Here is a 22,137-nt window from a genome sequence, read left to right as displayed (position 1 = left end):
TCAGCTTGATCCAGATTTTTAAAGAGCAAAACTTCGCAGTGCACCTTTTCAGGTTCACTCTGAAGTTTTCTTGTGTTCGCAGTAAAAGATGGTGGAGCTATGCGGGATCGAACCGCAGACCTCCTGCGTGCAAGGCAGGCGCTCTCCCAGCTGAGCTATAGCCCCATCGTAGTCACCTCTGTACCGGTAATTTTTGTTGAGGCAAGGCGTGGTGACACGAAGCATACTTATGTATGTGAGTGTCGCCGCAACGCAGCATCAGCAAAAATTTGGTAGGCCTGAGTGGACTTGAACCACCGACCTCACCCTTATCAGGGGTGCGCTCTAACCACCTGAGCTACAAGCCTGTAGAGGTTTTTTACTGCTGTTTTTCATCAGACAATCTGTGTGGACACTACAAAGGCAGGTTCTTTAAGGTAAGGAGGTGATCCAACCGCAGGTTCCCCTACGGTTACCTTGTTACGACTTCACCCCAGTCATGAATCACAAAGTGGTAAGCGCCCTCCCGAAGGTTAAGCTACCTACTTCTTTTGCAACCCACTCCCATGGTGTGACGGGCGGTGTGTACAAGGCCCGGGAACGTATTCACCGTGGCATTCTGATCCACGATTACTAGCGATTCCGACTTCATGGAGTCGAGTTGCAGACTCCAATCCGGACTACGACGCACTTTATGAGGTCCGCTTGCTCTCGCGAGGTCGCTTCTCTTTGTATGCGCCATTGTAGCACGTGTGTAGCCCTACTCGTAAGGGCCATGATGACTTGACGTCATCCCCACCTTCCTCCAGTTTATCACTGGCAGTCTCCTTTGAGTTCCCGGCCGGACCGCTGGCAACAAAGGATAAGGGTTGCGCTCGTTGCGGGACTTAACCCAACATTTCACAACACGAGCTGACGACAGCCATGCAGCACCTGTCTCAGAGTTCCCGAAGGCACCAAAGCATCTCTGCTAAGTTCTCTGGATGTCAAGAGTAGGTAAGGTTCTTCGCGTTGCATCGAATTAAACCACATGCTCCACCGCTTGTGCGGGCCCCCGTCAATTCATTTGAGTTTTAACCTTGCGGCCGTACTCCCCAGGCGGTCGACTTAACGCGTTAGCTCCGGAAGCCACGCCTCAAGGGCACAACCTCCAAGTCGACATCGTTTACGGCGTGGACTACCAGGGTATCTAATCCTGTTTGCTCCCCACGCTTTCGCACCTGAGCGTCAGTCTTTGTCCAGGGGGCCGCCTTCGCCACCGGTATTCCTCCAGATCTCTACGCATTTCACCGCTACACCTGGAATTCTACCCCCCTCTACAAGACTCTAGCCTGCCAGTTTCGAATGCAGTTCCCAGGTTGAGCCCGGGGATTTCACATCCGACTTGACAGACCGCCTGCGTGCGCTTTACGCCCAGTAATTCCGATTAACGCTTGCACCCTCCGTATTACCGCGGCTGCTGGCACGGAGTTAGCCGGTGCTTCTTCTGCGGGTAACGTCAATCGACAGGGTTATTAACCCTGTCGCCTTCCTCCCCGCTGAAAGTACTTTACAACCCGAAGGCCTTCTTCATACACGCGGCATGGCTGCATCAGGCTTGCGCCCATTGTGCAATATTCCCCACTGCTGCCTCCCGTAGGAGTCTGGACCGTGTCTCAGTTCCAGTGTGGCTGGTCATCCTCTCAGACCAGCTAGGGATCGTCGCCTAGGTGAGCCGTTACCCCACCTACTAGCTAATCCCATCTGGGCACATCCGATGGCAAGAGGCCCGAAGGTCCCCCTCTTTGGTCTTGCGACGTTATGCGGTATTAGCTACCGTTTCCAGTAGTTATCCCCCTCCATCAGGCAGTTTCCCAGACATTACTCACCCGTCCGCCACTCGTCAGCGAAGCAGCAAGCTGCTTCCTGTTACCGTTCGACTTGCATGTGTTAGGCCTGCCGCCAGCGTTCAATCTGAGCCATGATCAAACTCTTCAATTTAAAAGTTTGATGCTCAATGAATTAAACTTCGTAATGAATTACGTGTTCACTCGTTGAGACTTGGTATTCATTTAGTGTCCGAGGACATTAAGAATCCATGTCACTTTGAGTGCCCACACAGATTGTCTGATAAATTGTTAAAGAGCAGTTGCGACGCGCTTCAGCGCTATGTCGCGAGGTGGCGTATATTACGCTTTCCTCTTTCAGAGTCAACCCGTTATTTCAGGATTTTTTCTCTTCAACCGACCGGGTTGTCTGTGAAGTGATTCACATCCGCCGTGTCGATGGAGGCGCATTATAGGGAGCCGCCGAGGAATGACAAGCGGAAAAATGCATTTTTATTTCAACCGCTCACCTTTTCACCAAAATGTCTATTTTTGGTGCTTTTTAATCTCTTTTGGCAGATCTGCCAGACTAGTTATTACCCAGTCAGCTGCATTTTCTGCTTCTGGGGTGACTGGTTTACCGGTCCGCACTAATACTTTGGTTCCCACACCCGCCGCCGCCGCTGCCTGCATATCCTCCAGTTTATCGCCCACCATAAAAGACGCGGCCATATCAATGTGCAGGAATTCCTGTGCAGAGATAAACATGCCCGGGTGTGGCTTACGGCAATCACATGTCTGACGATACGCTTCTACTGTTCCCTGTGGATGATGCGGACAATAATAGATGCCATCAAGATCGACGCCACGATCGGCCAGAGACCAGTCCATCCATTCCGTCAGCGTCTCGAACTGCGCTTCGGTGAATTTACCCCGGGCGATACCGGACTGATTAGTTACCACCACCAGCGCATAGCCCATCTCTTTCAGCTGGCGCATGGCATCTATTACGCCCTCAATAAATTCGAACTCATCAATCTCATGGACGTAACCGTGATCCACATTAATTGTGCCGTCACGATCGAGAAAAATTGCGGGTACAGATTTTGCCACCGGTTTGCTCCTGAAAAAGGCTTGTTCAGCTAGTATCTCATGAATCGCAGCGCAATAAAGTGCTCATCGCACAGAGGTGGATTGATTTAGACGTCTGGATGCCTTAACATCCATTTTGTTTACGGTCATTCCCCGTATCTGGCAGAAGAAAATGCCACGGCTAACTTACATACGATAAAAATAATCTAATGATTAAACTTTCCAATATCACCAAAGTGTTCCAGCAGGGGAACCGAACCATTCAGGCGCTGAACAACGTCAGCCTGCATGTGCCTGCTGGTCAGATTTATGGCGTCATTGGCGCATCGGGTGCGGGTAAAAGTACGCTGATCCGGTGTGTTAACCTGCTTGAGCGCCCGACCCAGGGCAGCGTAGAAGTTGGCGGCCAGGAGCTTACCGCTCTCTCAGAAAAAGAACTCACCAAAGCGCGTCGCCAGATTGGCATGATTTTCCAGCACTTTAACCTGCTGGCCTCACGCACGGTTTTTGGAAACGTGGCGTTGCCGCTGGAGCTGGATAACACACCAAAAGAAGAGGTTACCCGACGCGTCACCGAACTGCTGGATCTGGTTGGGCTGGGTGATAAGCATGACAGCTACCCGGCCAACCTCTCAGGCGGGCAAAAGCAGCGTGTAGCAATCGCTCGCGCGCTGGCAAGCAACCCAAAAGTGCTGCTGTGTGATGAAGCCACCAGCGCGTTAGATCCGGCCACCACGCGTTCTATCCTGGAACTGCTGAAAGACATTAACCGTCGTCTGGGCCTGACTATCCTCCTTATCACGCACGAAATGGACGTGGTGAAGCGTATCTGTGACTGCGTCGCCGTCATCAGCAACGGTGAGCTGATTGAGCAGGACACGGTCAGCGAAGTCTTCTCGCACCCGAAAACGCCTCTGGCTCAGCAGTTCATTCAGTCCACACTGCATCTGGATATTCCGGAAGATTATCTGGAACGTTTAAAAACAGACGCAACGCCTGACAGCGTCCCGATGCTGCGCATGGAGTTCACGGGCCAGTCCGTTGACGCACCGCTGCTGTCCGAAACCGCGCGTCGCTTTAACGTGAATAACAACATTATTAGCGCGCAGATGGATTACGCCGGCGGCGTGAAGTTCGGCATCATGCTGACGGAAATGCACGGCACGCAGGAAGAAACCCAGGCGGCAATTGCCTGGCTGCAAGAACATCACGTAAAAGTAGAGGTGCTGGGTTATGTCTGAGCCGATGATGTGGCTACTGGTTCGCGGCGTTTGGGAAACGCTGGCAATGACCTTCGTATCGGGCTTTTTTGGTTTTGTGATTGGGCTGCCGGTCGGCGTACTGCTGTACGTCACGCGCCCGGGTCAAATTATTGAAAACGCGAAGCTGTATCGCACGCTCTCTGCGCTGGTGAACATTTTCCGTTCTATACCGTTTATTATCCTGCTGGTGTGGATGATTCCGTTTACACGCGTTATTGTCGGGACGTCGATTGGTTTGCAGGCGGCAATTGTCCCGCTAACCGTAGGCGCCGCGCCGTTTATCGCCCGTATGGTGGAAAACGCCCTGCTGGAAATCCCAACAGGCCTGATTGAAGCTTCCCGCGCTATGGGTGCGACGCCAATGCAGATCGTTCGCAAAGTTCTGCTGCCTGAGGCGCTGCCTGGGCTGGTGAATGCAGCAACCATCACGCTTATCACCCTGGTCGGTTATTCCGCGATGGGCGGCGCCGTGGGTGCTGGCGGTTTAGGCCAGATTGGATATCAGTACGGCTATATTGGCTATAACGCTACCGTAATGAATACCGTTCTGGTATTGCTGGTTGTGCTGGTTTACTTAATCCAATTCTCTGGCGATCGTATCGTCCGGGCTGTTACGCATAAATAACGTTACAAACAACACAAACTCGACGAGTTAAGGATATAACATGGCGTTTAAATTTAAGACCTTTGCAGCAGTAGGCGCACTGATTGGTTCGCTGGCACTGGTGGGTTGCGGTCAGGACGAAAAAGATCCGAACCACATCAAAGTAGGCGTTATCGTCGGTGCAGAGCAGCAGGTTGCTGAGGCCGCGCAGAAAATCGCGAAAGAAAAATATGGCCTGGACGTTGAGCTGGTGACCTTCAACGATTACGTTCTGCCGAACGAAGCGCTGAGCAAAGGCGACATTGACGCTAACGCCTTCCAGCATAAACCGTACCTGGATCAACAGATCAAAGATCGCGGCTACAAGCTGGTTGCTGTCGGTAACACCTTCGTTTACCCGATTGCCGGTTATTCCAAGAAAATTAAATCTCTGGATGAACTCCAGCCGGGTTCACAGGTTGCCGTCCCTAACGACCCAACCAACCTTGGCCGTTCGCTGCTTCTGCTCCAGAAAGTGGGCCTGATTAAACTGAAAGAAGGTGTTGGCCTGTTGCCGACCGTTCTGGACGTGACCGAAAACCCGAAAAATCTGAAAATTGTTGAGCTGGAAGCCCCTCAGCTGCCACGTTCTCTGGACGATGCACAGATCGCGCTGGCCGTTATCAACACCACTTACGCCAGCCAGATCGGTTTGACCCCTGCGAAAGATGGCATCTTTGTTGAAGACAAAGATTCCCCGTACGTCAACCTGATCGTGACTCGCGAAGACAACAAGGACGCGGAAAACGTGAAGAAATTCCTGCAGGCATATCAGTCTGAAGAAGTTTACCAGGAAGCCAATAAGGTGTTTAACGGCGGCGCGGTTAAAGGCTGGTAATCTCACCTCAGTGTAATATCATCAAGACGGGCATTTGCCCGTCTTGTCATTTGTGCGGTCAACTGCTTCAATATCTGACGTTTTGATTATCCACTGAGGAACTATTATGCGTGCTTTACCGATCTGTCTTTTAGCACTGATGCTGAGCGGCTGTTCTATGCTAAGCAGATCTCCTGTTGAACCCGTTCAAAGCACTGCAACCCCGCCAAAAGCGGAGCCAGCAAAACCGAAAGCGCCTCGCGCTGCGCCGGTACGTATTATTACTAAAGCCGACGAGCTGGTCGGTAAGCCATTCCGTGAACTGGGCGAAGTGAGCGGCGAATCCTGCCAGGCAACGAATCAGGACTCCCCTCCAAATATCCCAACAGCCCGCAAGCGTATGCAAATCAACGCGTCGAAAATGAAAGCCAACGCGGTGCTGCTGCACAGTTGCGAGGTCACCAGTGGTACGCCGGGCTGCTACCGTCAGGCGGTATGTATCGGTTCTGCGCTTAACATCACGGCGAAATGAGTTCATTTCAGTTCGAGCCGATAGGCGTTATCCGCTCCCCTTATAAAGAAAAGTTCGCCGTGCCGCGTCAGCCGGGACTGGTCCTTAACGGCGGCGGCGAGCTGCATCTTGTCGCGCCGTATAATCAGGCCGATGCAGTGCGCGGGCTTGAGGCATTCAGCCATTTATGGGTGGTGTTTGTGTTTCACCAGACCATGGAAGGCGGCTGGCGTCCTACCGTGCGTCCTCCTCGTCTGGGCGGAAATGCCAGAATGGGAGTTTTTGCCACCCGCTCAACGTTCCGACCGAATCCAGTCGGGATGTCGCTGGTCGAACTGAAAGGGATACGCTGTCAGAAAGATCGGGTGATCCTGGAGTTAGGTAGCCTTGACCTGGTTGATGGTACGCCGGTCATCGATATTAAACCTTACCTGCCCTTCGCCGAAGCGCTGCCGGATGCCCGTGCAAGCTATGCTCAGGACGCCCCACAGGCAGAGATGCCGGTTTACTTCACATCTGAAATAACGACGCAAATCAGCCAGCTGGAAAAGCGCTATCCTCGTCTGCGTGACTTTATCGTCGAAGTCCTGGCGCAGGACCCTCGTCCCGCCTACCGCAAAGAGGAAGACGCAGGAAAAACGTACGCCGTCTGGCTGCTGGACTTTAACGTGCGCTGGCGCGTAACTGATGCAGGTTTTGAAGTGTTTGCCCTGGAACCCAGGTAATTTTGTTCTCCTCTCTTTTGGCATCTTTGCCACACTGGTAAACTAAACCACTTTTTTTGTGTCAGGCTGGTGTTTCAGCCTGTTCCAATCGTCGAAATGGAACCGTAACAACATGCGTACTAGCCAATATCTGCTCTCCACTCTGAAGGAGACACCTGCCGACGCCGAGGTGATCAGCCACCAGCTGATGCTGCGCGCCGGGATGATCCGCAAGCTGGCCTCCGGGTTATACACCTGGCTGCCGACCGGCGTGCGCGTCCTGAAAAAAGTCGAAAACATCGTGCGTGAAGAGATGAACAACGCCGGTGCTATCGAGGTGTTAATGCCGGTCGTTCAGCCCTCTGAACTGTGGCAGGAGAGCGGTCGCTGGGAGCAGTACGGTCCTGAACTGCTGCGTATTGCCGATCGTGGCGATCGTCCATTCGTCCTCGGCCCAACGCATGAAGAAGTGATCACCGATCTGATCCGTAACGAGCTGAGCTCTTACAAACAGCTGCCGCTGAACTTCTTCCAGATCCAGACCAAGTTCCGTGACGAAGTGCGCCCACGCTTTGGCGTGATGCGCTCTCGCGAATTCCTGATGAAAGATGCCTACTCTTTCCATACTTCTCAGGAATCACTGCAAGAGACCTACGACAAAATGTACGTGGCCTACAGCAAAATCTTCTCCCGCATGGGGCTGGATTTCCGTGCTGTACAGGCTGATACCGGTTCAATCGGCGGTAGCGCCTCTCATGAATTCCAGGTTCTGGCGCAGAGCGGCGAAGACGATGTAATTTTCTCTGACTCCTCTGATTACGCCGCCAACATTGAGTTCGCAGAAGCGCTGGCACCAAAAGAACCACGCGGCGCGGCAACGCAAGAGATGACGCTGGTTGATACGCCAAACGCGAAAACCATCGCCGAGCTGGTTGAACAGTTTAATCTGCCGATCGAAAAAACCGTGAAAACCCTGCTGGTGAAATCGGCTGAAGGCAGCGCTTACCCGCTGGTAGCCCTGCTGGTCCGTGGCGATCACGAGCTGAACGAAGTGAAAGCCGAGAAGCTGCCGCAGGTTGCCAGCCCGCTGACCTTCGCGACGGAAGCCGAAATCCGCGCCGTGGTGAACGCAGGCCCAGGTTCTCTGGGTCCGGTGAATATGCCTATTCCTGTAGTGATTGACCGCACCGTTGCGGCGATGAGCGACTTCGCTGCAGGGGCAAACATCGACGGTAAACACTACTTCGGCATCAACTGGGATCGTGACGTGGCGACGCCGGAAGTGGCTGACATCCGTAACGTGGTCGCAGGCGATCCAAGCCCGGACGGCAAGGGTACCCTGATGATTAAACGCGGTATCGAAGTAGGCCACATCTTCCAGCTGGGCGATAAGTACTCGCGCGCAATGAACGCTGCCGTTCAGGGCGAAGATGGTCGTAACCAGGTTCTGACCATGGGCTGCTACGGCATTGGGGTAACGCGCGTTGTTGCGGCCGCTATCGAGCAGAACTATGACGAACGCGGAATCGTCTGGCCGGATAACATCGCGCCGTTCCAGGTGGCGATCCTGCCAATGAACATGCACAAGTCTTACCGCGTGCAGGAGCTGGCAGAGAAACTCTACGCTGAGCTGAGCGCGAAAGGTATCGACGTGCTGATGGATGACCGTAAAGAGCGTCCTGGCGTGATGTTTGCTGATATGGAACTGATCGGTATTCCACACACCGTCGTCATCGGCGACCGTAACCTCGACAGCGACGAGATTGAATACAAGTACCGTCGCAACGGCGAAAAACAGATGCTCAAGACGGGCGACATTCTTGATTACCTGGTGAAAGCCATCAAAGGCTAAGAAACAAAAAAACCCCGCCAGTGCGGGGTTTTTTAATGGCTATAACTTATTTGCTTTCGCAGTCTTTACCCGCAGCAAACTTCGCGTCTTTATCTGCCACCAGCGTTTTCACCAGCTCACCGCTATCGGGGTTTGGCTCCAGCGTAAAATGCCCTTCAACCGTCAGCAACACTGGTTTGCTGTCGTTACCGCGCGCGACGGCATAGTCACGCTCCAGCTGGGCATTGTTCGCCACGCTGACTTTCTTCCCGGTTGCACAGTCAGTGAAGATTGCCGCATCCGCCATGTAGAAATACATCCCTCGCATCGCCATTGGGGTTGCAGGCAGGGTCGCTTTTACCGGGGCCAGCGTATAGTTGAACTGGGATTCAATCGGATTGCCTTCGCGATCGAGCATCTCCATCCCCTCGCCTTTGGCGCGGAAATACGTTTTATCGCCCGTGGTATCAGTCAATACCAGCTTTTCAGCCGTACGCGCCCATGTTCCGTATGTTGCAAAAGAAGACGGCTCTTTCGCCCCCTGATAGCGCTGGTTCATCACCCAGGTGCCATCTTTTTGCAGGAACAGAGAGGTTTCGATGCCTTCACAATCTGCACATGGCAATACGCCGCGCCAGCTCTGCTGCATCGGCTTCAATTCTTCGTTTTGCGTTAGCTGTAGTACCTGTGTTTCTGAACGGTTGTTACAGCCAAAAAGCGCGAACAGGCTTGTCACGGCCAGCGCTGATAATAATGCTTTTTTCACAATACATTCCTTATGAAAAAGTGTGTCCCTTTCGTCACATTACGGGTGACGGACTTTGCCACGCAGTGACTTTACGGTGGATTTCTGCGCCTTCGATGACAACCGACGTTCTTTCGATGCCCGCGTTGGACGTGTTGCCCGGCGACTTTTTTGTACAGCCGTCAGCTCTTTTATGACCGCCGCCAGTCTGGAAAGTGCCGCTTCCCGGTTCATTTCCTGGCTGCGATATTCCTGCGCTTTAATCACAATCACACCTTCACTGGTGATCAGATGATGGCTGGCGGCGAGCAGGCTTTCTTTAAAATACTCTGGCAGGCTGGAGGCCCGGATGTCAAAGCGCAAATGGATAGCCGTTGAGGCCTTGTTAACGTGCTGCCCCCCTGCGCCCTGAGCACGGATGGCGGTGATCTCCAGCTCGTGATCAGGGATGCTGACGTTTCGGGACAACTCAATCATGATAAGGGCTGCCAGGCCGTGAGATGAATTTCCAGATTATTCTGAGAATCGGAAAGCCAGATGGCGCCGTCCTGAATCGTTGCCTGAAGCGCCATTGTCCGGCTGGCGAATGCGCTCAGCTGTGCCAGTTGTTCATCATCCAGATACCAGACGGTAAGATTTTTGAACTGCGCACATTTATTTTTGTTTTGCTGCCACCAGATCTCCGCCGCGCGCTGGTTATAGGCAAACAACGCCACTTCAGCTGACTGGGTGCACGCCTTTTTGATCCGGCGTTCATCCGGCAGGCCAAGCTCAATCCATAAATCGATACCCAGATGATCGTTGCGCAGCCAGGCTTCCGGTTCATCTTCCGCGCTTAAACCACGGGTAAATTGCAGACGCTCGTCGGCATACTTAATCCACGCCAGCAGGCGCAGCATCATGCGCTCCTGGGTTTCAGAAGGGTGACGCGCCAGCGTCAATGACGCATCCAGAAACTGGTTACGGTCAAGATCCGCCACATTGACCACAGCTTTATAAATTGTCGCTTTCAGCGCCATGAGAGAACTCCTTTCGAATCAGGCGTACATTGTAGCGAAAACCGCAGCAAAAGGCTGTTACGAGGTGGTGGCACCCCGTTATCAAGGCGCTGATATTGCTTAAATGAGTATGGTATAGTCACCTTGCTAAACCGAGTTTAACTTCGTAGGCTTAATGATATCTCACAGTAAGTCAGTACGCTGGCAGGAGGTGATGTGAATAATTATTGTGAGTTGATTCGCAGACGGTATGCGGAAATTGCCAGCGGAGATCTGGGGTACATCCCGGATGCGTTGGGCTGTGTATTGAACGTGCTGAATGAAGTGGCCTCTGATGAGAGCCTTTCAGAATCGGTCAGGGAAAAAGCAGCGTATGCTGCGGCGAATTTACTGGTGAGCGATTATGTCGATGAATGATATCTATCAACCCATCAATTGTGACGACTATGACAACCTCGAACTCGCCTGCCAGCATCATTTAATACTGACGCTGGAGCTAAAAGATGGCGAAGTGCTAAAGGCAAAGGCCAGCGATCTGGTTTCCCGTAAAAATGTGGAATACCTGGTTGTGGAAGATGCAGGTGCAACGCGTGAGCTACGCCTCGACAAAATTGCCAGTTTCAGCCATCCGGAAATCGGCACCGTCGTGGTGAGCGAATCCTGATAACCAACGGGCAGCCAAGCTGCCCGTTACGCTTTCCATTGAAAATTGACACCCGCTTCAGCCCACCCTTCCTGGGTAATAAACACACCTGCCGCCGCGATGAGCGTGTCGCCGTAAAACAGAAGCGGCGTGGTATCACGTCGCCAGGGCGGAACGTTCTGTTCCTGCCAGATTTTCTTCAGTTTACGCCCGCCGTTACGCCCAACGATATGCAGCATGCCGCTGGCCCTGAAGCGTATGGTGACGTTCTCGTCCGGCTCAGGTAGACGCACATTGCCCGAATGGCTTAACGCAACGACACCGGCATTCAACGGTAGCGTTAATGCTTTTTCCGGCGACGGCCAGTCAAGCACAACGTCAGCCAGCGACGGCACAGATTTCACCCACCAGAGTTGCTCTTTATAGCGCCTGACGTCATAACCATTCAGGTGTATACACGGTGCGGCATCTTCCCGCGCCTGTGCAACTTCTTCCCAGATACGGTTGAGCATCGCCCGGGACGGCATAACCGCACGGTGGCAAGCCAGCCAGCGACGAATCAGAGCAGCCCGACGCACGGGGCTCATCACTTTCAACGGCGCAATGTTAAGGGCACCGTCAGCGGTAGTCAGCGTATTCAGCTCCCCGCTCAGCAACTCATCCAGCAAGCTTTCCTGTTCAGCACAAAGCATGGCACTTCTGGCCACCGCTTCGGAAAAATGGGCCCAGCGCTCACTCAGCAGCGGTAAGACGCGCAGGCGCAGGAAGTTACGGTCGTAACTGTCGTCCTGATTGCTTTCGTCTTCAATCCAGCGCAGATGATGTTGCTGCGCCCAGGCTTCCAGTGATGCGCGCGTCTCACCCAGTAGCGGGCGGATGAGCTCTGTTTCAGCAAAACCAGCACGCTCAGGCATGGCGGATAAACCCGCAGGCCCGCTGCCCCGCTTGAGCGCCAGTAAAAACGTCTCGCACTGGTCGTCCAGATGCTGCGCGGTGACCAACGCTTCTCCAGGCTGTAACGCGCCGGAAAACGCGGCGTAGCGGGCTTTGCGCGCCTGCGCCTCAATACCCAGCCCTTCATCCTCAAGCGTGACGCGTTCAACGATTAGCGGGATCGCCCACCCTGAGCACACCGCTTCGCAGTGCGCCACCCAGTCGTCGGCATGGGGGCTTAAGCCGTGATGGATATGCATCGCCCGCAGCTGGACGTCAGGCTCACGGTCGCGCCAGAGCTTAAGACGGTGCAGCAAAACGGTGGAATCCAGGCCACCGCTGAACCCCACCAGCAGCTGGCGGTAGGGTGAAACGGCGTGCGCGATAGCGGGTAAGGTCATAGGAAATTACACATAAAAAATGCCCGAACTGAACGGGCATTATCACACATGACGGCGATTACTGCTGATAAAGCTCCAGCGGCAGACCGTCCGGATCGTTGAAAAAAGTGAAACGTTTATCGGTGAAGGGATCGATGCGAATTGCTTCACAGGCCACGCCGTGGGCTTCCAGATGCTTTACCGCGCTGTCCAGGTTATCGACGCTGAAGGCCAGGTGGCGCAGGCCGCAGGCTTCCGGACGCGAAGGACGCGCTGGCGGGAAAGGAAAAGAGAACAGTTCAATCACATATTGTCCGTTTAACGCCAGATCGCCTTTCCAGGAATCGCGCTCCTCGCGGTAGGCCTCGCTCAACAGCGTAAAGCCGAGAATGTCGCAGTAAAAGGCCTTACTTTTCGCGTAATCGGTGGCAATGATCGCAATATGATGAACAGCTTTTAAACCCAGCATAGTTTCTCCTTTTTATGGAGCCCTGAACGTTACAACCGACAACCCGCCCCTGGCAAGCGGCCCCTTTTATTTTAGGACTCTCACCCAGTACACGCCGTTATCATCGCGTTTCGCACCGTGAATATCCGTCTCAAAACCCGGATAGTGGCGCCCTATCGAACAGAGCATCAGCAGGAAATCGAGCACCGCCCGGCTCTCCTCGGTGATCATCTCGCCCGGCATCAGCAGCGGTACGCCCGGCGGATAAGGCAGGATCATGTTGGCTGATAACCGCCCGACCAGGTTCTCCAGTTCAATGGTTTCAACCTCCCCTTTCACCTGGCGCTGCCACGCCCTGTGCGGCGTCAGCTTCATTTCAGGCAGAACATCAAATGCCTGCAGCATCAGGCGCGGCAGATCGTGCTGGCGGATCAGCCTGTGGATCCCCTGGGCCAGATCCTGAATACGCATATTGCGGTAGAAGTCAGGATCTTCCGCGTAGAGATCCGGCAGCATATTCTTCACCCGCAGGTTAAGATCGTACGCGCGCTTAAACTCCATCAGTCCGCGCAGCAGCCCCATCGCGCGGGTTTTATCGATCCCGATACTGAACAGGAACAGCAAATTATAGGGGCCGGTTTTCTCCACCACCACGCCGCGTTCATCAAGGAACTTCGCCACCAGCGCAGCCGGGATCCCTTCCTCACCCATCACACCCTGCTCATCCATACCCGGCGTCAGGATCGTCACCTTAACCGGATCGAGGAACATGTGGTCTGCATCAGCATCCCGAAAACCGTGCCAGCTCTCCCCCGGCGCGACGGGCCAGCATTCTGCTTCATCAATCTCTTCCGGCTGCCAGATATCAAAGAACCAGCCGTCCGCTTCATCTTTAAGTCGCTGAACCTCTTTTCGGAAATGCAGCGCCCGCTCCACCGAACGATTAATAAGGCGTTTCCCGGGATTACCGCGCAGCATCGCCGCCGCCGTTTCGATGGACGCCACAAGCGGGTAGCTGGGCGACGTGGTCGTGTGCATCATGAAGGCTTCGTTGAAGGTGTCCTCGTCGTACTCACCCTTGATGTGAATGAGAGACGCCTGGGAAAACGCGGCCAGCATTTTGTGCGTCGACTGCGTCTCGAAGAACACCTTACCCGGCACCCGCTCGCCGCTCATCCCACTTTTACCCGAGTAAATCGGGTGGAAATTGGTGTAAGGCACCCACGCGGAGTCAAAGTGAATCGACGGCACGTCCAGCGTCTGCTTGATCCAGTTCGTGTTGTAAAGCAGCCCGTCATAGGTGGAGTTGGTGATCACCGCATGCACAGGCCAGCTTGCCTCGGGGATCGCCGCGATCTTATTTTCAATGGCTTCATGCGCGAACTCACGGCGAGGAATGCCGCCGAGGATCCCCAGCGCATTACGCGTGGGAGACAGCCAGAGCGGCACGACGTCACTCATCATCAGCAAATGCGCCAGTGATTTATGGCAGTTTCGGTCAATCAGCAACGTGCTACCGGCAGGCGCGGCGTACATGCCGACGATCTTGTTCGACGTTGAGGTTCCGTTGGTCACCATGTAGCTCTGCTCGGCACCAAAGGTCCGGGCGATGTACTCTTCGGCTTCCAGATGCGGGCCGGTATGATCCAGCAGCGAGCCCAGCTCGGTCACTGAAATCGACACGTCCGCCTTCAGCGTGTTACCGCCAAAGAAATCATAGAACAGGCATCCCACCGGGCTTTTTTGATAGGCCGTTCCCGCCATGTGGCCTGGCGTACAGAAGGTGTACTTCCCTTCATTCACATAGGTGAACAGCGCACGCGTAAACGGCGGGGTGATGTTATCCAGATATTCACCGGTGTACTGCTGAATGCGGGTCGCAATGTCCTCGGCAACGCCGAGTGAGTATTCGAAGAACCACAGCGCCATACGCATATCATGGGCGCTGACGTCCATGGTCGAGTGAGTGTTGATAAAGGCGTACAGCGGAAGATATTCGTTGAGCTTATTGATATCGCTGCACAACTCCATGTCGTATTCGTCCCAGTCGAATATCACGCCACAGATGCGCGGATTGTGTTCGATGAATTTCAGCAGGTCGGCGCTGTTTTGCGGCCAGATTAGCTGATATCCGCGTGCTTTAAGGGCCTGCTCAAGCTCCTTGATGGGTTCGTCTTTATAAAAGACGCCGTGTGGCCCCATGATGGCAATGATGTTCATGGTTTACCTCCTTGAAAAACATCAGATAAGCATAGTTAAGGTAAACGGCAGGTATAAAAAAAGCCGCAACAATGTGCGGCTTTTAGGATAATTGTGAGGCTTACGCGTAACCGTAGGTCATCAGACGCTGATAACGACGGTTGAGCAGATCTTCTGTGCTCAGCACGTCCAGATCCGCCAGGTCTGCCAGCAGCTGCGCTTTCAGGGAAGCAGCCATCACTTCCGGCTTACGGTGCGCGCCACCCAGCGGTTCAGGGATAACGGTGTCGATCAGCTTCAGCTCTTTCAGACGTGGGGCAATGATGCCCATCGCTTCCGCAGCCAGCGGCGCTTTATCGGCACTTTTCCACAGAATGGAGGCACAGCCTTCAGGAGAGATAACGGAATAAGTGCTGTACTGCAGCATATTCACTTTATCGCCCACGCCAATTGCCAGCGCACCGCCGGAACCACCTTCACCGATAACGGTACAGATGACCGGCACTTTCAGGCGAGACATCTCACGCAGGTTGCGTGCGATGGCTTCAGACTGACCGCGCTCTTCTGCGCCAACACCCGGGTAAGCACCCGGTGTGTCGATGAAGGTGATGATTGGCATATTGAAACGCTCAGCCATCTCCATCAGACGCAGGGCCTTACGGTAGCCTTCTGGTGCTGGCATACCGAAGTTACGACGGATCTTCTCTTTGGTTTCACGGCCTTTCTGGTGACCAATGATCATCACCGGACGTCCATCAAGACGCGCGATACCGCCGACGATAGCTTTATCGTCAGCGTATGCGCGGTCGCCTGCCAGTTCGTCAAATTCGTCAAACGCCAGGCGGACATAATCCAGGGTGTACGGACGCTGTGGATGACGCGCCAGCTGGGCGATCTGCCATGCGCCGAGATCGGCAAAGATTTTGCGCGTCAGTTCTACGCTTTTTTCACGCAGACGATGCACTTCTTCGTCGATGTTAATATCCAGTTTTTCATCCTGACGGCTTACGGCTGTCAGAGAATCGATTTTCGCTTCCAGCTCTGCAATCGGCTGTTCGAAATCAAGGAAATTCAGACTCATAGTATTCCTGTATTAGTCAAACTCCAGTTCCACCTGCTCCGAACCAATGAGGCCACGGAGATCGTTCAGTAAACGATCGCTCGGAGAGACACGCCACGTTGCACCAAAGCGCAACCGCGCACGTGCATCCGCCCTCTGATAGTAGAGATGTACTGGAATGGTCCCCGAGCGGTGGGGTTCCAGAGACTGACGGAGTCGGTTTAAAAGCTGGTCATCAATTTGCCTGTCCGTCAGCGAGATAGCAAGCCCGCGAGCATATTTTTCCCGGGCTTCGTCAATGTACATCACTTCGCGGGCGGTCATTTTAAGCCCCCCGCTGAAGTCATCAAAGCTGACCTGTCCGCTGACGATAAGTATGCGGTCTTTTTCCAGCAATTGCTGGTATTTATCCAGCGCGTCGGTGAACAACATCACCTCCAGACGCCCGGAACGGTCATCCAGGGTACAGATGCCGATACGATTGCCGCGCTTGGTGACCATTACCCTTGCAGCAATCACGAGCCCCGCAGCCGTGGTGATTTTACCACGTTCTGTCGGATGCATGTCTTTAAGCCTGTGGCCGCCGACATATCGCTCAATTTCTTTCAGATACTGGTTGATCGGGTGTCCCGTCAGGTACAGGCCTAACGTCTCACGCTCCCCATCCAGCACCACCTGTTCTGGCCACGGCTGGCAGTTGGAATAGGACTGCTCGATCTGCTCTGGCTCTTCCGCCAGCACACCGAACATATCCGCCTGACCAATGGCTTCCGCTTTAGCATGCTGATCGGCCGCTTTCAGCGCATCGCCGAGCGAGTTCATCAGCGCGGCGCGGTGTGGCCCCAGCCGGTCAAACGCACCGGACATGATCAGTTTTTCCAGCACGCGGCGGTTCAGTTTTTTGGTATCGGTGCGGGCGCACAGGTCGAACAGCTCACGGAAATAGCCGCCGTTGTTACGCGCTTCGATGATCGCCTCGATCGGCCCCTCACCCACGCCCTTGATCGCGCCGATCCCATAGACGATTTCCCCGTCATCGTTGACGTGGAAATGGTACAGGCCAGAGTTAATATCCGGCGGCAGGATCTTCAGCCCCATGCGCCAGCACTCGTCCACCAGGCCAACCACCTTTTCGGTGTTGTCCATATCGGCGGTCATTACCGCCGCCATAAACTCAGCGGGATAGTGGGCCTTGAGCCACAGCGTTTGATACGACACCAAAGCATAAGCGGCGGAGTGGGATTTGTTAAATCCGTACCCGGCGAATTTCTCCACCAGGTCGAAGATTTTCATCGCCAGTTCGCCATCGACGCCGTTTTTCTTCGCCCCATCTTCAAAGATAGAACGCTGCTTGGCCATCTCTTCCGGCTTTTTCTTACCCATCGCACGACGCAACATATCTGCGCCGCCAAGGGTGTAACCAGAAAGCACCTGGGCGATCTGCATGACCTGTTCCTGATACAGGATGATGCCGTAGGTTGGCTCCAGTACCGGCTTCAGGCTTTCATGCTGCCACTGCACATCCGGATAGGAAATCTCTTCGCGCCCGTGCTTACGGTCGATAAAGTTATCTACCATCCCCGACTGCAACGGGCCCGGACGGAACAGGGCCACCAGCGCGATCATATCTTCGAAGCAGTCTGGTTGCAGACGCTTAATCAAATCTTTCATGCCGCGGGATTCAAGCTGGAAGACGGCTGTCGTCTCGGAGCGTTGCAGCATGTCGAAACTTTTCTTGTCATCAAGCGGGATAGCCGCGATATCCAGCGGCGGCTCGCCGTTCTTCTCACGGCGGGCGTTGATCATCTCCAGCGCCCAGTTGATGATGGTCAGCGTACGCAAACCAAGGAAGTCGAACTTCACCAGCCCGGCGTATTCAACGTCGTTCTTGTCGAACTGGGTGACCGGATGCTGGCCCGCTTCATCGCAGTACAGCGGCGCGAAGTCGGTGATTTTGGTCGGGGCGATAACCACGCCCCCCGCATGCTTACCGGCGTTACGCGTGACGCCCTCCAGCTTGCGCGCCATGTCGATCAGCGCTTTCACCTCTTCGTCGGCTTCGTAGATTTCCGGCAGCTGAGGTTCAGCTTCAAAGGCTTTCGCCAGGGTCATGCCCGGATCGGGCGGCACCAGCTTAGAGATTCGATCGACAAAACCATAGGGGTGGCCCAGAACGCGGCCCACGTCGCGGATAACCGCTTTCGCCGCCATCGTACCGAAGGTAATGATCTGTGAAACCGCATCACGACCGTACATATCGGCCACGTGCTCAATCACCTGGTCGCGTTTTTCCATGCAGAAGTCGACGTCGAAGTCGGGCATGGAGACACGTTCCGGGTTAAGGAAACGTTCGAACAGCAGGTCGAATTCCAGCGGATCGAGGTCGGTGATTTTCAGCGCATACGCCACCAGCGAGCCGGCACCTGAACCACGGCCCGGGCCAACCGGTACGCCGTTATCCTTCGACCACTGGATGAACTCCATTACGATCAGGAAGTAGCCAGGGAACCCCATCTGGTTGATCACCTGGAGTTCAATATCCAGACGCTCGTCATATTCAGGACGCTTCTCTTTACGGACCGCTTCATCCGGGAAGAGGAATTCCAGACGCTCTTCAAGGCCCTCTTTCGATTTCATGACCAGGAAATCTTCCGTGGTCATGTCGCCCGTCGGGAACTGCGGCAGGAAATATTCGCCGAGACGCACGGTGACGTTGCAGCGCTTGGCAATCTCTACGCTGTTTTCCAGCGCTTCCGGGATGTCGGAGAAGAGCTCACACATTTCCTCTTCGCTGCGCATGTACTGCTGCGATGAGTAGTTGCGAGGACGTTTCGGATCGTCGAGGGTGAAGCCGTCGTGGATAGCGACGCGAATTTCATGCGCGTCAAAATCGCCCGGCTCAAGAAAGCGCACATCGTTGGTGGCCACTACAGGCAGGCCACGCGCTTCCGCCAGGGCGACGGCCGCATGCAGATAGCTCTCTTCGTCTGCACGCCCGGTACGGATTAGCTCCAGGTAATAGCGATCCGGGAAATGCTCTTCGTAGAACGAGACGCACTGATCCACCAGCGCGTTGTTCCCGCGCAGCAGACATTTGCCGACATCCCCCATACGGCCACCGGAGATCAGCAGCAGACCTTCGTTCAGCTCCGCCAGCCAGTCGCGGTCAATCCATGGACCCAGCGCGCCGTAGCCGCGCTGGTAGGCTTTTGAGATCAGCAGAGTGAGGTTCTGATAGCCCGTGTTATTCATGGCTAACACGGAAATTTGCGTCATCTCATCGCCGAGCAGGTCGCTCTGCACGTGGAAATCCGCGCCGACGATGGGCTTTAATCCTGCGCCATGCGCCGTTCCGTAGAACTTCACCAGGCCACACAAGTTGGTAAAATCGGTGATCGCCAGCGCAGGCATGCCAAGCGAGGCCGCCTTCTTTACCAGCGGCCCGGTCTTTGCCAGCCCATCGATCATGGAGTAGTCGCTATGCACCCGCAGGTGTACGAAACGTGGTTCAGCCATCTTCAGATCCCGCGTTACTTAATTGCTTGCGTCTTGATTCAGGACACCAGTCCCAGCGCGCGTTTCACCGGGCCAAAGCTGCGCCGATGATGTTCAGTTGCGCCATGTTCAGCCAGCTTTTCCAGATGGAAAGCCGTTGGATATCCCTTGTGCTGGGCGAAACCATACGCGGGATAAGTGAGGTCCAGCGCGGCCATTTCGGCATCGCGCGTCACTTTGGCAATGATTGACGCCGCACTGATTTCTGCGACGCGGCTATCGCCTTTAACAACAGCCATTGAAGGCATCGGCAGCGTCGGGCAACGGTTACCGTCGATCAGCACATACTCAGGCACAATCTTCAGGCCCGCAACGGCACGCTGCATCGCCAGCATGGTGGCGTGCAGAATGTTCAGATCGTCGATCTCATCCGGCTCTGCGCGCCCGAGACTCCAGGCCAGCGCCTTCTCTTTAATTTCATCGAACAGCGCCAGGCGGCGCTTTTCGCTCAGTTTTTTCGAGTCGTTCAGGCCAGGGATCGGGCGGGCTGGATCGAGGATCACCGCCGCGGTCACAACGGCACCCACTAACGGACCACGACCGACTTCATCCACACCGGCAACGAGGTGGGTATGGGGATAAATAAATTCCATCATTGTGCTAACTCCAGCACCGCATCGGCCGCCTGCTCATCAGCATTACAGCGGATCAGTTGATGCAGTTCACGGAAAGTATCATGCATCTGGTGGCTGGTATTACCGTTGGCCAGCAGCGGCAGTAATGCATCAGCCAGTGCATGCGGCTGGCATTCATCCTGCAAGAGTTCTTTCACCAGCTCGCGACCTGCAAGCAGGTTTGGCAGGGATACGTAGTCTGTTTTTACCAGACGTTTTGCCAGCCAGAAGGTAAACGGTTTCATGCGATAACCGACCACCATTGGGCATTTTGCCAGCATACACTCCAGCGCAGCCGTGCCGGAAGCCAGCAGTGCGGCATCGCTCGCAAACATGGCTTGCCGCCCTTTCCCGTCCAGCAGGCGGACGTGAAGATCCGGGGCAACCTCGGCTTTGATACGCTCAAACTGCTCGCGGCGTTTGGCATTCACCAGCGGCACGACCACTTCAAGGTCTGGGTACGTCTTGCGGAGAATTTGCGCCGTTTTCAGGAAATCGGCACTGAGCATTTCAACTTCCGCACCCCGGCTCCCTGGCAGCAGCGCCAGACAGTGCACATCATGCGGGATGCCCAGTTCGTCACGCGCCGCATTTTTATCAGGGTCCAGCGGCATGGCATCCGCCATGGTATGACCGATAAAACGGCACGGGACATTAAACCTGTCGTAAAACGCTTTTTCGAAAGGCAGAAAAGCCAGCACCAGATTGGTGGACCGTCCGATTTTGAAAACGCGTTTCTGTCGCCACGCCCACACGGACGGGCTGACGTAATGGATAGTCTTGATCCCCTGTTTTTTCAGGTTCCCTTCAAGGGTAATATTGAAATCAGGTGCATCAATGCCGACAAAGACATCGGGCTTGAGGTCGGTAAAGCGGCGGGTAAGATCGGCGCGAATATGCAGCAGGCGACGCAGGCGGCCCAGCACCTCGACGATGCCCATCACAGCCAGCTCTTCCATTTCATACCAGGCTTCACAGCCTTCGGCCTGCATCAGCGGCCCAGCCACGCCCACAAAGCGGGCATTGGGTACACGGGCTTTAAGCGCGCGGATAAGACCTGCACCAAGAATATCGCCGGAGGTTTCTCCGGCGACCAGGGCGATAGTAAGCGGACGACTGTCGACCATTAACGAATCAGACCACGGGTTGAACGTTCAAAGAATTCCATGAACGTTTTCACTTCAGGGTGCTTATTCGCCAGCTCGGCAATTTCCGGCTTCGCCTCTTCCAGCGTTTTACCGCTACGGTACAGCAATTTGTACGCGTTGCGGATCGCGGTAATCGCTTCGCGGCTAAAGCCACGACGCTTAAGGCCTTCAATGTTCACGCCAAACGGCGTGGCATGGTTGCCCTGCGCAATCACAAACGGTGGGACGTCCTGCGCCACACCGGAGCACCCGCCGACCATCACGTGTGCACCGATGATGCAGAACTGATGGACTGCGGTCATGCCGCCAATAATTGCGAAATCATCGACCGATACGTGCCCCGCCAGCGTTGCGTTGTTGGCGAGAATACAGCGGCTACCCACGGTACAGTCGTGCGCAATATGCGCATTAACCATAAACAGGTTGTCGCTGCCCACCTTCGTCAATCCACCGCCTTGCGTTGTACCACGATGAATGGTGACGCTTTCGCGAATGCGGTTACGATCGCCGATTTCCACGCGGGTCGGTTCGCCAGCATACTTAAGATCCTGGTTAACTTCGCCGATGGAGGCGAACTGATAGATCTCATTGTTGCAGCCAATGGTGGTATGACCATTCACGACAACGTGAGATTTCAGTACTGTACCCTCACCAATTTCGACATGGGGTCCAACAATACAAAACGGGCCAATGTGGACGTTTGCGCCAATGATGGCACCCGTTTCCACAATGGCGGTAGGATGAATAAAGGCGGATTTATCAATCACGTA

General features: G+C 54.6%; 20 protein-coding genes, 2 tRNA genes and 1 rRNA gene. 8 read left to right on the top strand and 15 right to left on the bottom strand.

Features of this window, described 5'->3' with window-relative positions; translation table 11 throughout:
* Positions 1–89: 89 nt before the first annotated feature.
* The 4 genes from ACQG2Q_RS04135 to gmhB all read right to left on the bottom strand — a co-directional run bounded on the left by ACQG2Q_RS04135 (position 90) and on the right by gmhB (position 2,897).
* A tRNA-Ala gene (locus tag ACQG2Q_RS04135) sits at positions 90–165 on the bottom strand.
* A 105-nt stretch (positions 166–270) separates the two neighbouring features.
* Positions 271–347 (bottom strand) — tRNA-Ile (locus tag ACQG2Q_RS04130).
* Between the two features lie 70 nt (positions 348–417).
* A 16S ribosomal RNA gene (locus tag ACQG2Q_RS04125) occupies positions 418–1,959 on the bottom strand.
* Positions 1,960–2,330: 371 nt separating this feature from the next.
* Positions 2,331–2,897 (bottom strand): D-glycero-beta-D-manno-heptose 1,7-bisphosphate 7-phosphatase, encoded by a 567-nt coding sequence (gene gmhB / locus ACQG2Q_RS04120; protein ID WP_022647122.1) that lies wholly within the window; start codon positions 2,895–2,897, stop codon positions 2,331–2,333.
* Positions 2,898–3,085: 188 nt separating this feature from the next.
* Here gmhB and metN point away from each other — a divergent pair, with 188 nt between their 5' ends.
* From metN to proS, 6 genes are all read left to right on the top strand, one after another.
* Complete coding sequence (metN, locus tag ACQG2Q_RS04115; protein ID WP_006810022.1) at positions 3,086–4,117, top strand: methionine ABC transporter ATP-binding protein MetN; 1,032 nt, start codon at positions 3,086–3,088, stop codon at positions 4,115–4,117.
* Positions 4,110–4,763 (top strand): methionine ABC transporter permease MetI, encoded by a 654-nt coding sequence (locus ACQG2Q_RS04110; protein ID WP_003856130.1) that lies wholly within the window; start codon positions 4,110–4,112, stop codon positions 4,761–4,763. Before metN ends, ACQG2Q_RS04110 begins: the two co-directional genes overlap by 8 nt.
* A gap of 40 nt (positions 4,764–4,803) precedes the next feature.
* Positions 4,804–5,619, top strand: coding sequence for a methionine ABC transporter substrate-binding lipoprotein MetQ (gene metQ / locus ACQG2Q_RS04105; protein ID WP_006810023.1), 816 nt, complete (start codon positions 4,804–4,806; stop codon positions 5,617–5,619).
* Between the two features lie 106 nt (positions 5,620–5,725).
* The gene (gene rcsF / locus ACQG2Q_RS04100) at positions 5,726–6,130 is read left to right on the top strand and encodes an Rcs stress response system protein RcsF (protein ID WP_003856133.1); all 405 of its coding nucleotides are present in this window, start codon (positions 5,726–5,728) and stop codon (positions 6,128–6,130) included.
* A complete protein-coding gene (gene tsaA, locus ACQG2Q_RS04095; protein ID WP_023299375.1) occupies positions 6,127–6,834 on the top strand; it encodes a tRNA (N6-threonylcarbamoyladenosine(37)-N6)-methyltransferase TrmO in 708 nt (235 codons plus the stop codon). Before rcsF ends, tsaA begins: the two co-directional genes overlap by 4 nt.
* A 112-nt stretch (positions 6,835–6,946) precedes the next feature.
* Positions 6,947–8,665 carry a proline--tRNA ligase gene (gene proS / locus ACQG2Q_RS04090; protein ID WP_063849777.1) on the top strand — a complete coding sequence of 573 codons (1,719 nt, stop codon included), beginning with the start codon at positions 6,947–6,949 and terminating at the stop codon, positions 8,663–8,665.
* Positions 8,666–8,711: 46 nt separating this feature from the next.
* On the opposite strand, the gene nlpE is transcribed toward proS, so the two are convergent.
* Genes nlpE through ACQG2Q_RS04075 form a run of 3 tightly spaced genes read right to left on the bottom strand, consistent with a single transcriptional unit; the run spans position 8,712 to position 10,408 of the window.
* Positions 8,712–9,410 carry an envelope stress response activation lipoprotein NlpE gene (nlpE, locus tag ACQG2Q_RS04085; protein ID WP_063849776.1) on the bottom strand — a complete coding sequence of 233 codons (699 nt, stop codon included), beginning with the start codon at positions 9,408–9,410 and terminating at the stop codon, positions 8,712–8,714.
* Positions 9,411–9,449: 39 nt separating this feature from the next.
* Positions 9,450–9,866 (bottom strand): alternative ribosome rescue aminoacyl-tRNA hydrolase ArfB, encoded by a 417-nt coding sequence (arfB, locus tag ACQG2Q_RS04080; RefSeq protein WP_426759066.1) that lies wholly within the window; start codon positions 9,864–9,866, stop codon positions 9,450–9,452.
* Positions 9,863–10,408 carry a YaeQ family protein gene (locus ACQG2Q_RS04075; protein WP_063849775.1) on the bottom strand — a complete coding sequence of 182 codons (546 nt, stop codon included), beginning with the start codon at positions 10,406–10,408 and terminating at the stop codon, positions 9,863–9,865. Before ACQG2Q_RS04075 ends, arfB begins: the two co-directional genes overlap by 4 nt.
* 195 nt (positions 10,409–10,603) lie before the next feature.
* Here ACQG2Q_RS04075 and ACQG2Q_RS04070 point away from each other — a divergent pair, with 195 nt between their 5' ends.
* Together ACQG2Q_RS04070 and rof are read left to right on the top strand one after the other, a co-directional pair.
* Complete coding sequence (locus ACQG2Q_RS04070; RefSeq protein WP_003856146.1) at positions 10,604–10,804, top strand: YaeP family protein; 201 nt, start codon at positions 10,604–10,606, stop codon at positions 10,802–10,804.
* Positions 10,791–11,051, top strand: a complete 261-nt coding sequence (rof, locus tag ACQG2Q_RS04065; protein ID WP_023305471.1) for a Rho-binding antiterminator — start codon at positions 10,791–10,793, stop codon at positions 11,049–11,051. The genes ACQG2Q_RS04070 and rof overlap by 14 nt, the downstream gene beginning before the upstream one ends.
* A 26-nt stretch (positions 11,052–11,077) precedes the next feature.
* Here the strand turns inward: rof and tilS are convergent, their stop codons facing one another.
* From tilS to lpxA, 8 genes are all read right to left on the bottom strand, one after another.
* Positions 11,078–12,364: a tRNA lysidine(34) synthetase TilS gene (gene tilS, locus ACQG2Q_RS04060; RefSeq protein WP_063849774.1), complete on the bottom strand. Its 1,287-nt coding sequence runs from the start codon at positions 12,362–12,364 to the stop codon at positions 11,078–11,080.
* A gap of 58 nt (positions 12,365–12,422) precedes the next feature.
* The gene (locus ACQG2Q_RS04055) at positions 12,423–12,812 is read right to left on the bottom strand and encodes a VOC family protein (RefSeq protein ID WP_022647115.1); all 390 of its coding nucleotides are present in this window, start codon (positions 12,810–12,812) and stop codon (positions 12,423–12,425) included.
* 66 nt (positions 12,813–12,878) lie between these two features.
* Complete coding sequence (locus ACQG2Q_RS04050) at positions 12,879–15,011, bottom strand: lysine decarboxylase LdcC (RefSeq protein ID WP_063849773.1); 2,133 nt, start codon at positions 15,009–15,011, stop codon at positions 12,879–12,881.
* A 100-nt stretch (positions 15,012–15,111) separates the two neighbouring features.
* Positions 15,112–16,071, bottom strand: a complete 960-nt coding sequence (accA, locus tag ACQG2Q_RS04045; protein ID WP_003856154.1) for an acetyl-CoA carboxylase carboxyl transferase subunit alpha — start codon at positions 16,069–16,071, stop codon at positions 15,112–15,114.
* 12 nt (positions 16,072–16,083) lie between these two features.
* Positions 16,084–19,566 (bottom strand): DNA polymerase III subunit alpha, encoded by a 3,483-nt coding sequence (dnaE, locus tag ACQG2Q_RS04040; RefSeq protein ID WP_063849772.1) that lies wholly within the window; start codon positions 19,564–19,566, stop codon positions 16,084–16,086.
* 38 nt (positions 19,567–19,604) lie between these two features.
* Positions 19,605–20,201 (bottom strand): ribonuclease HII, encoded by a 597-nt coding sequence (gene rnhB / locus ACQG2Q_RS04035; protein ID WP_023305468.1) that lies wholly within the window; start codon positions 20,199–20,201, stop codon positions 19,605–19,607.
* On the bottom strand, positions 20,198–21,346 hold the full coding sequence (lpxB, locus tag ACQG2Q_RS04030; RefSeq protein ID WP_063849771.1) for a lipid-A-disaccharide synthase: 1,149 nt from the start codon (positions 21,344–21,346) through the stop codon (positions 20,198–20,200). Before lpxB ends, rnhB begins: the two co-directional genes overlap by 4 nt.
* Positions 21,346–22,134: an acyl-ACP--UDP-N-acetylglucosamine O-acyltransferase gene (lpxA, locus tag ACQG2Q_RS04025; RefSeq protein ID WP_003856164.1), complete on the bottom strand. Its 789-nt coding sequence runs from the start codon at positions 22,132–22,134 to the stop codon at positions 21,346–21,348. The genes lpxB and lpxA overlap by 1 nt, the downstream gene beginning before the upstream one ends.
* Positions 22,135–22,137: the final 3 nt, after the last annotated feature.

This window comes from Enterobacter cloacae complex sp. 370H10, assembly GCF_050031535.1.
In the GTDB taxonomy this organism is placed as follows: domain Bacteria; phylum Pseudomonadota; class Gammaproteobacteria; order Enterobacterales; family Enterobacteriaceae; genus Enterobacter; species Enterobacter intestinihominis.
Note: the sequence above shows the minus strand (reverse complement) of the source record. Positions and strands in the feature narration are given on the sequence as shown.

Coding starts and splice junctions, on each gene's coding strand:
- metQ (WP_006810023.1), top strand. CDS start 4,804: ATGGCGTTTAAATTTAAGACCTTTGCAGCAGTAGGCGCACTGATTGGT.
- metN (WP_006810022.1), top strand. CDS start 3,086: ATGATTAAACTTTCCAATATCACCAAAGTGTTCCAGCAGGGGAACCGA.
- ACQG2Q_RS04055 (WP_022647115.1), bottom strand. CDS start 12,812: ATGCTGGGTTTAAAAGCTGTTCATCATATTGCGATCATTGCCACCGAT.
- ACQG2Q_RS04075 (WP_063849775.1), bottom strand. CDS start 10,408: ATGGCGCTGAAAGCGACAATTTATAAAGCTGTGGTCAATGTGGCGGAT.
- proS (WP_063849777.1), top strand. CDS start 6,947: ATGCGTACTAGCCAATATCTGCTCTCCACTCTGAAGGAGACACCTGCC.
- ACQG2Q_RS04050 (WP_063849773.1), bottom strand. CDS start 15,011: ATGAACATCATTGCCATCATGGGGCCACACGGCGTCTTTTATAAAGAC.
- accA (WP_003856154.1), bottom strand. CDS start 16,071: ATGAGTCTGAATTTCCTTGATTTCGAACAGCCGATTGCAGAGCTGGAA.
- rnhB (WP_023305468.1), bottom strand. CDS start 20,201: ATGATGGAATTTATTTATCCCCATACCCACCTCGTTGCCGGTGTGGAT.
- tilS (WP_063849774.1), bottom strand. CDS start 12,364: ATGACCTTACCCGCTATCGCGCACGCCGTTTCACCCTACCGCCAGCTG.
- lpxB (WP_063849771.1), bottom strand. CDS start 21,346: ATGGTCGACAGTCGTCCGCTTACTATCGCCCTGGTCGCCGGAGAAACC.
- dnaE (WP_063849772.1), bottom strand. CDS start 19,566: ATGGCTGAACCACGTTTCGTACACCTGCGGGTGCATAGCGACTACTCC.
- rcsF (WP_003856133.1), top strand. CDS start 5,726: ATGCGTGCTTTACCGATCTGTCTTTTAGCACTGATGCTGAGCGGCTGT.
- ACQG2Q_RS04110 (WP_003856130.1), top strand. CDS start 4,110: ATGTCTGAGCCGATGATGTGGCTACTGGTTCGCGGCGTTTGGGAAACG.
- arfB (WP_426759066.1), bottom strand. CDS start 9,866: ATGATTGAGTTGTCCCGAAACGTCAGCATCCCTGATCACGAGCTGGAG.
- rof (WP_023305471.1), top strand. CDS start 10,791: ATGTCGATGAATGATATCTATCAACCCATCAATTGTGACGACTATGAC.
- tsaA (WP_023299375.1), top strand. CDS start 6,127: ATGAGTTCATTTCAGTTCGAGCCGATAGGCGTTATCCGCTCCCCTTAT.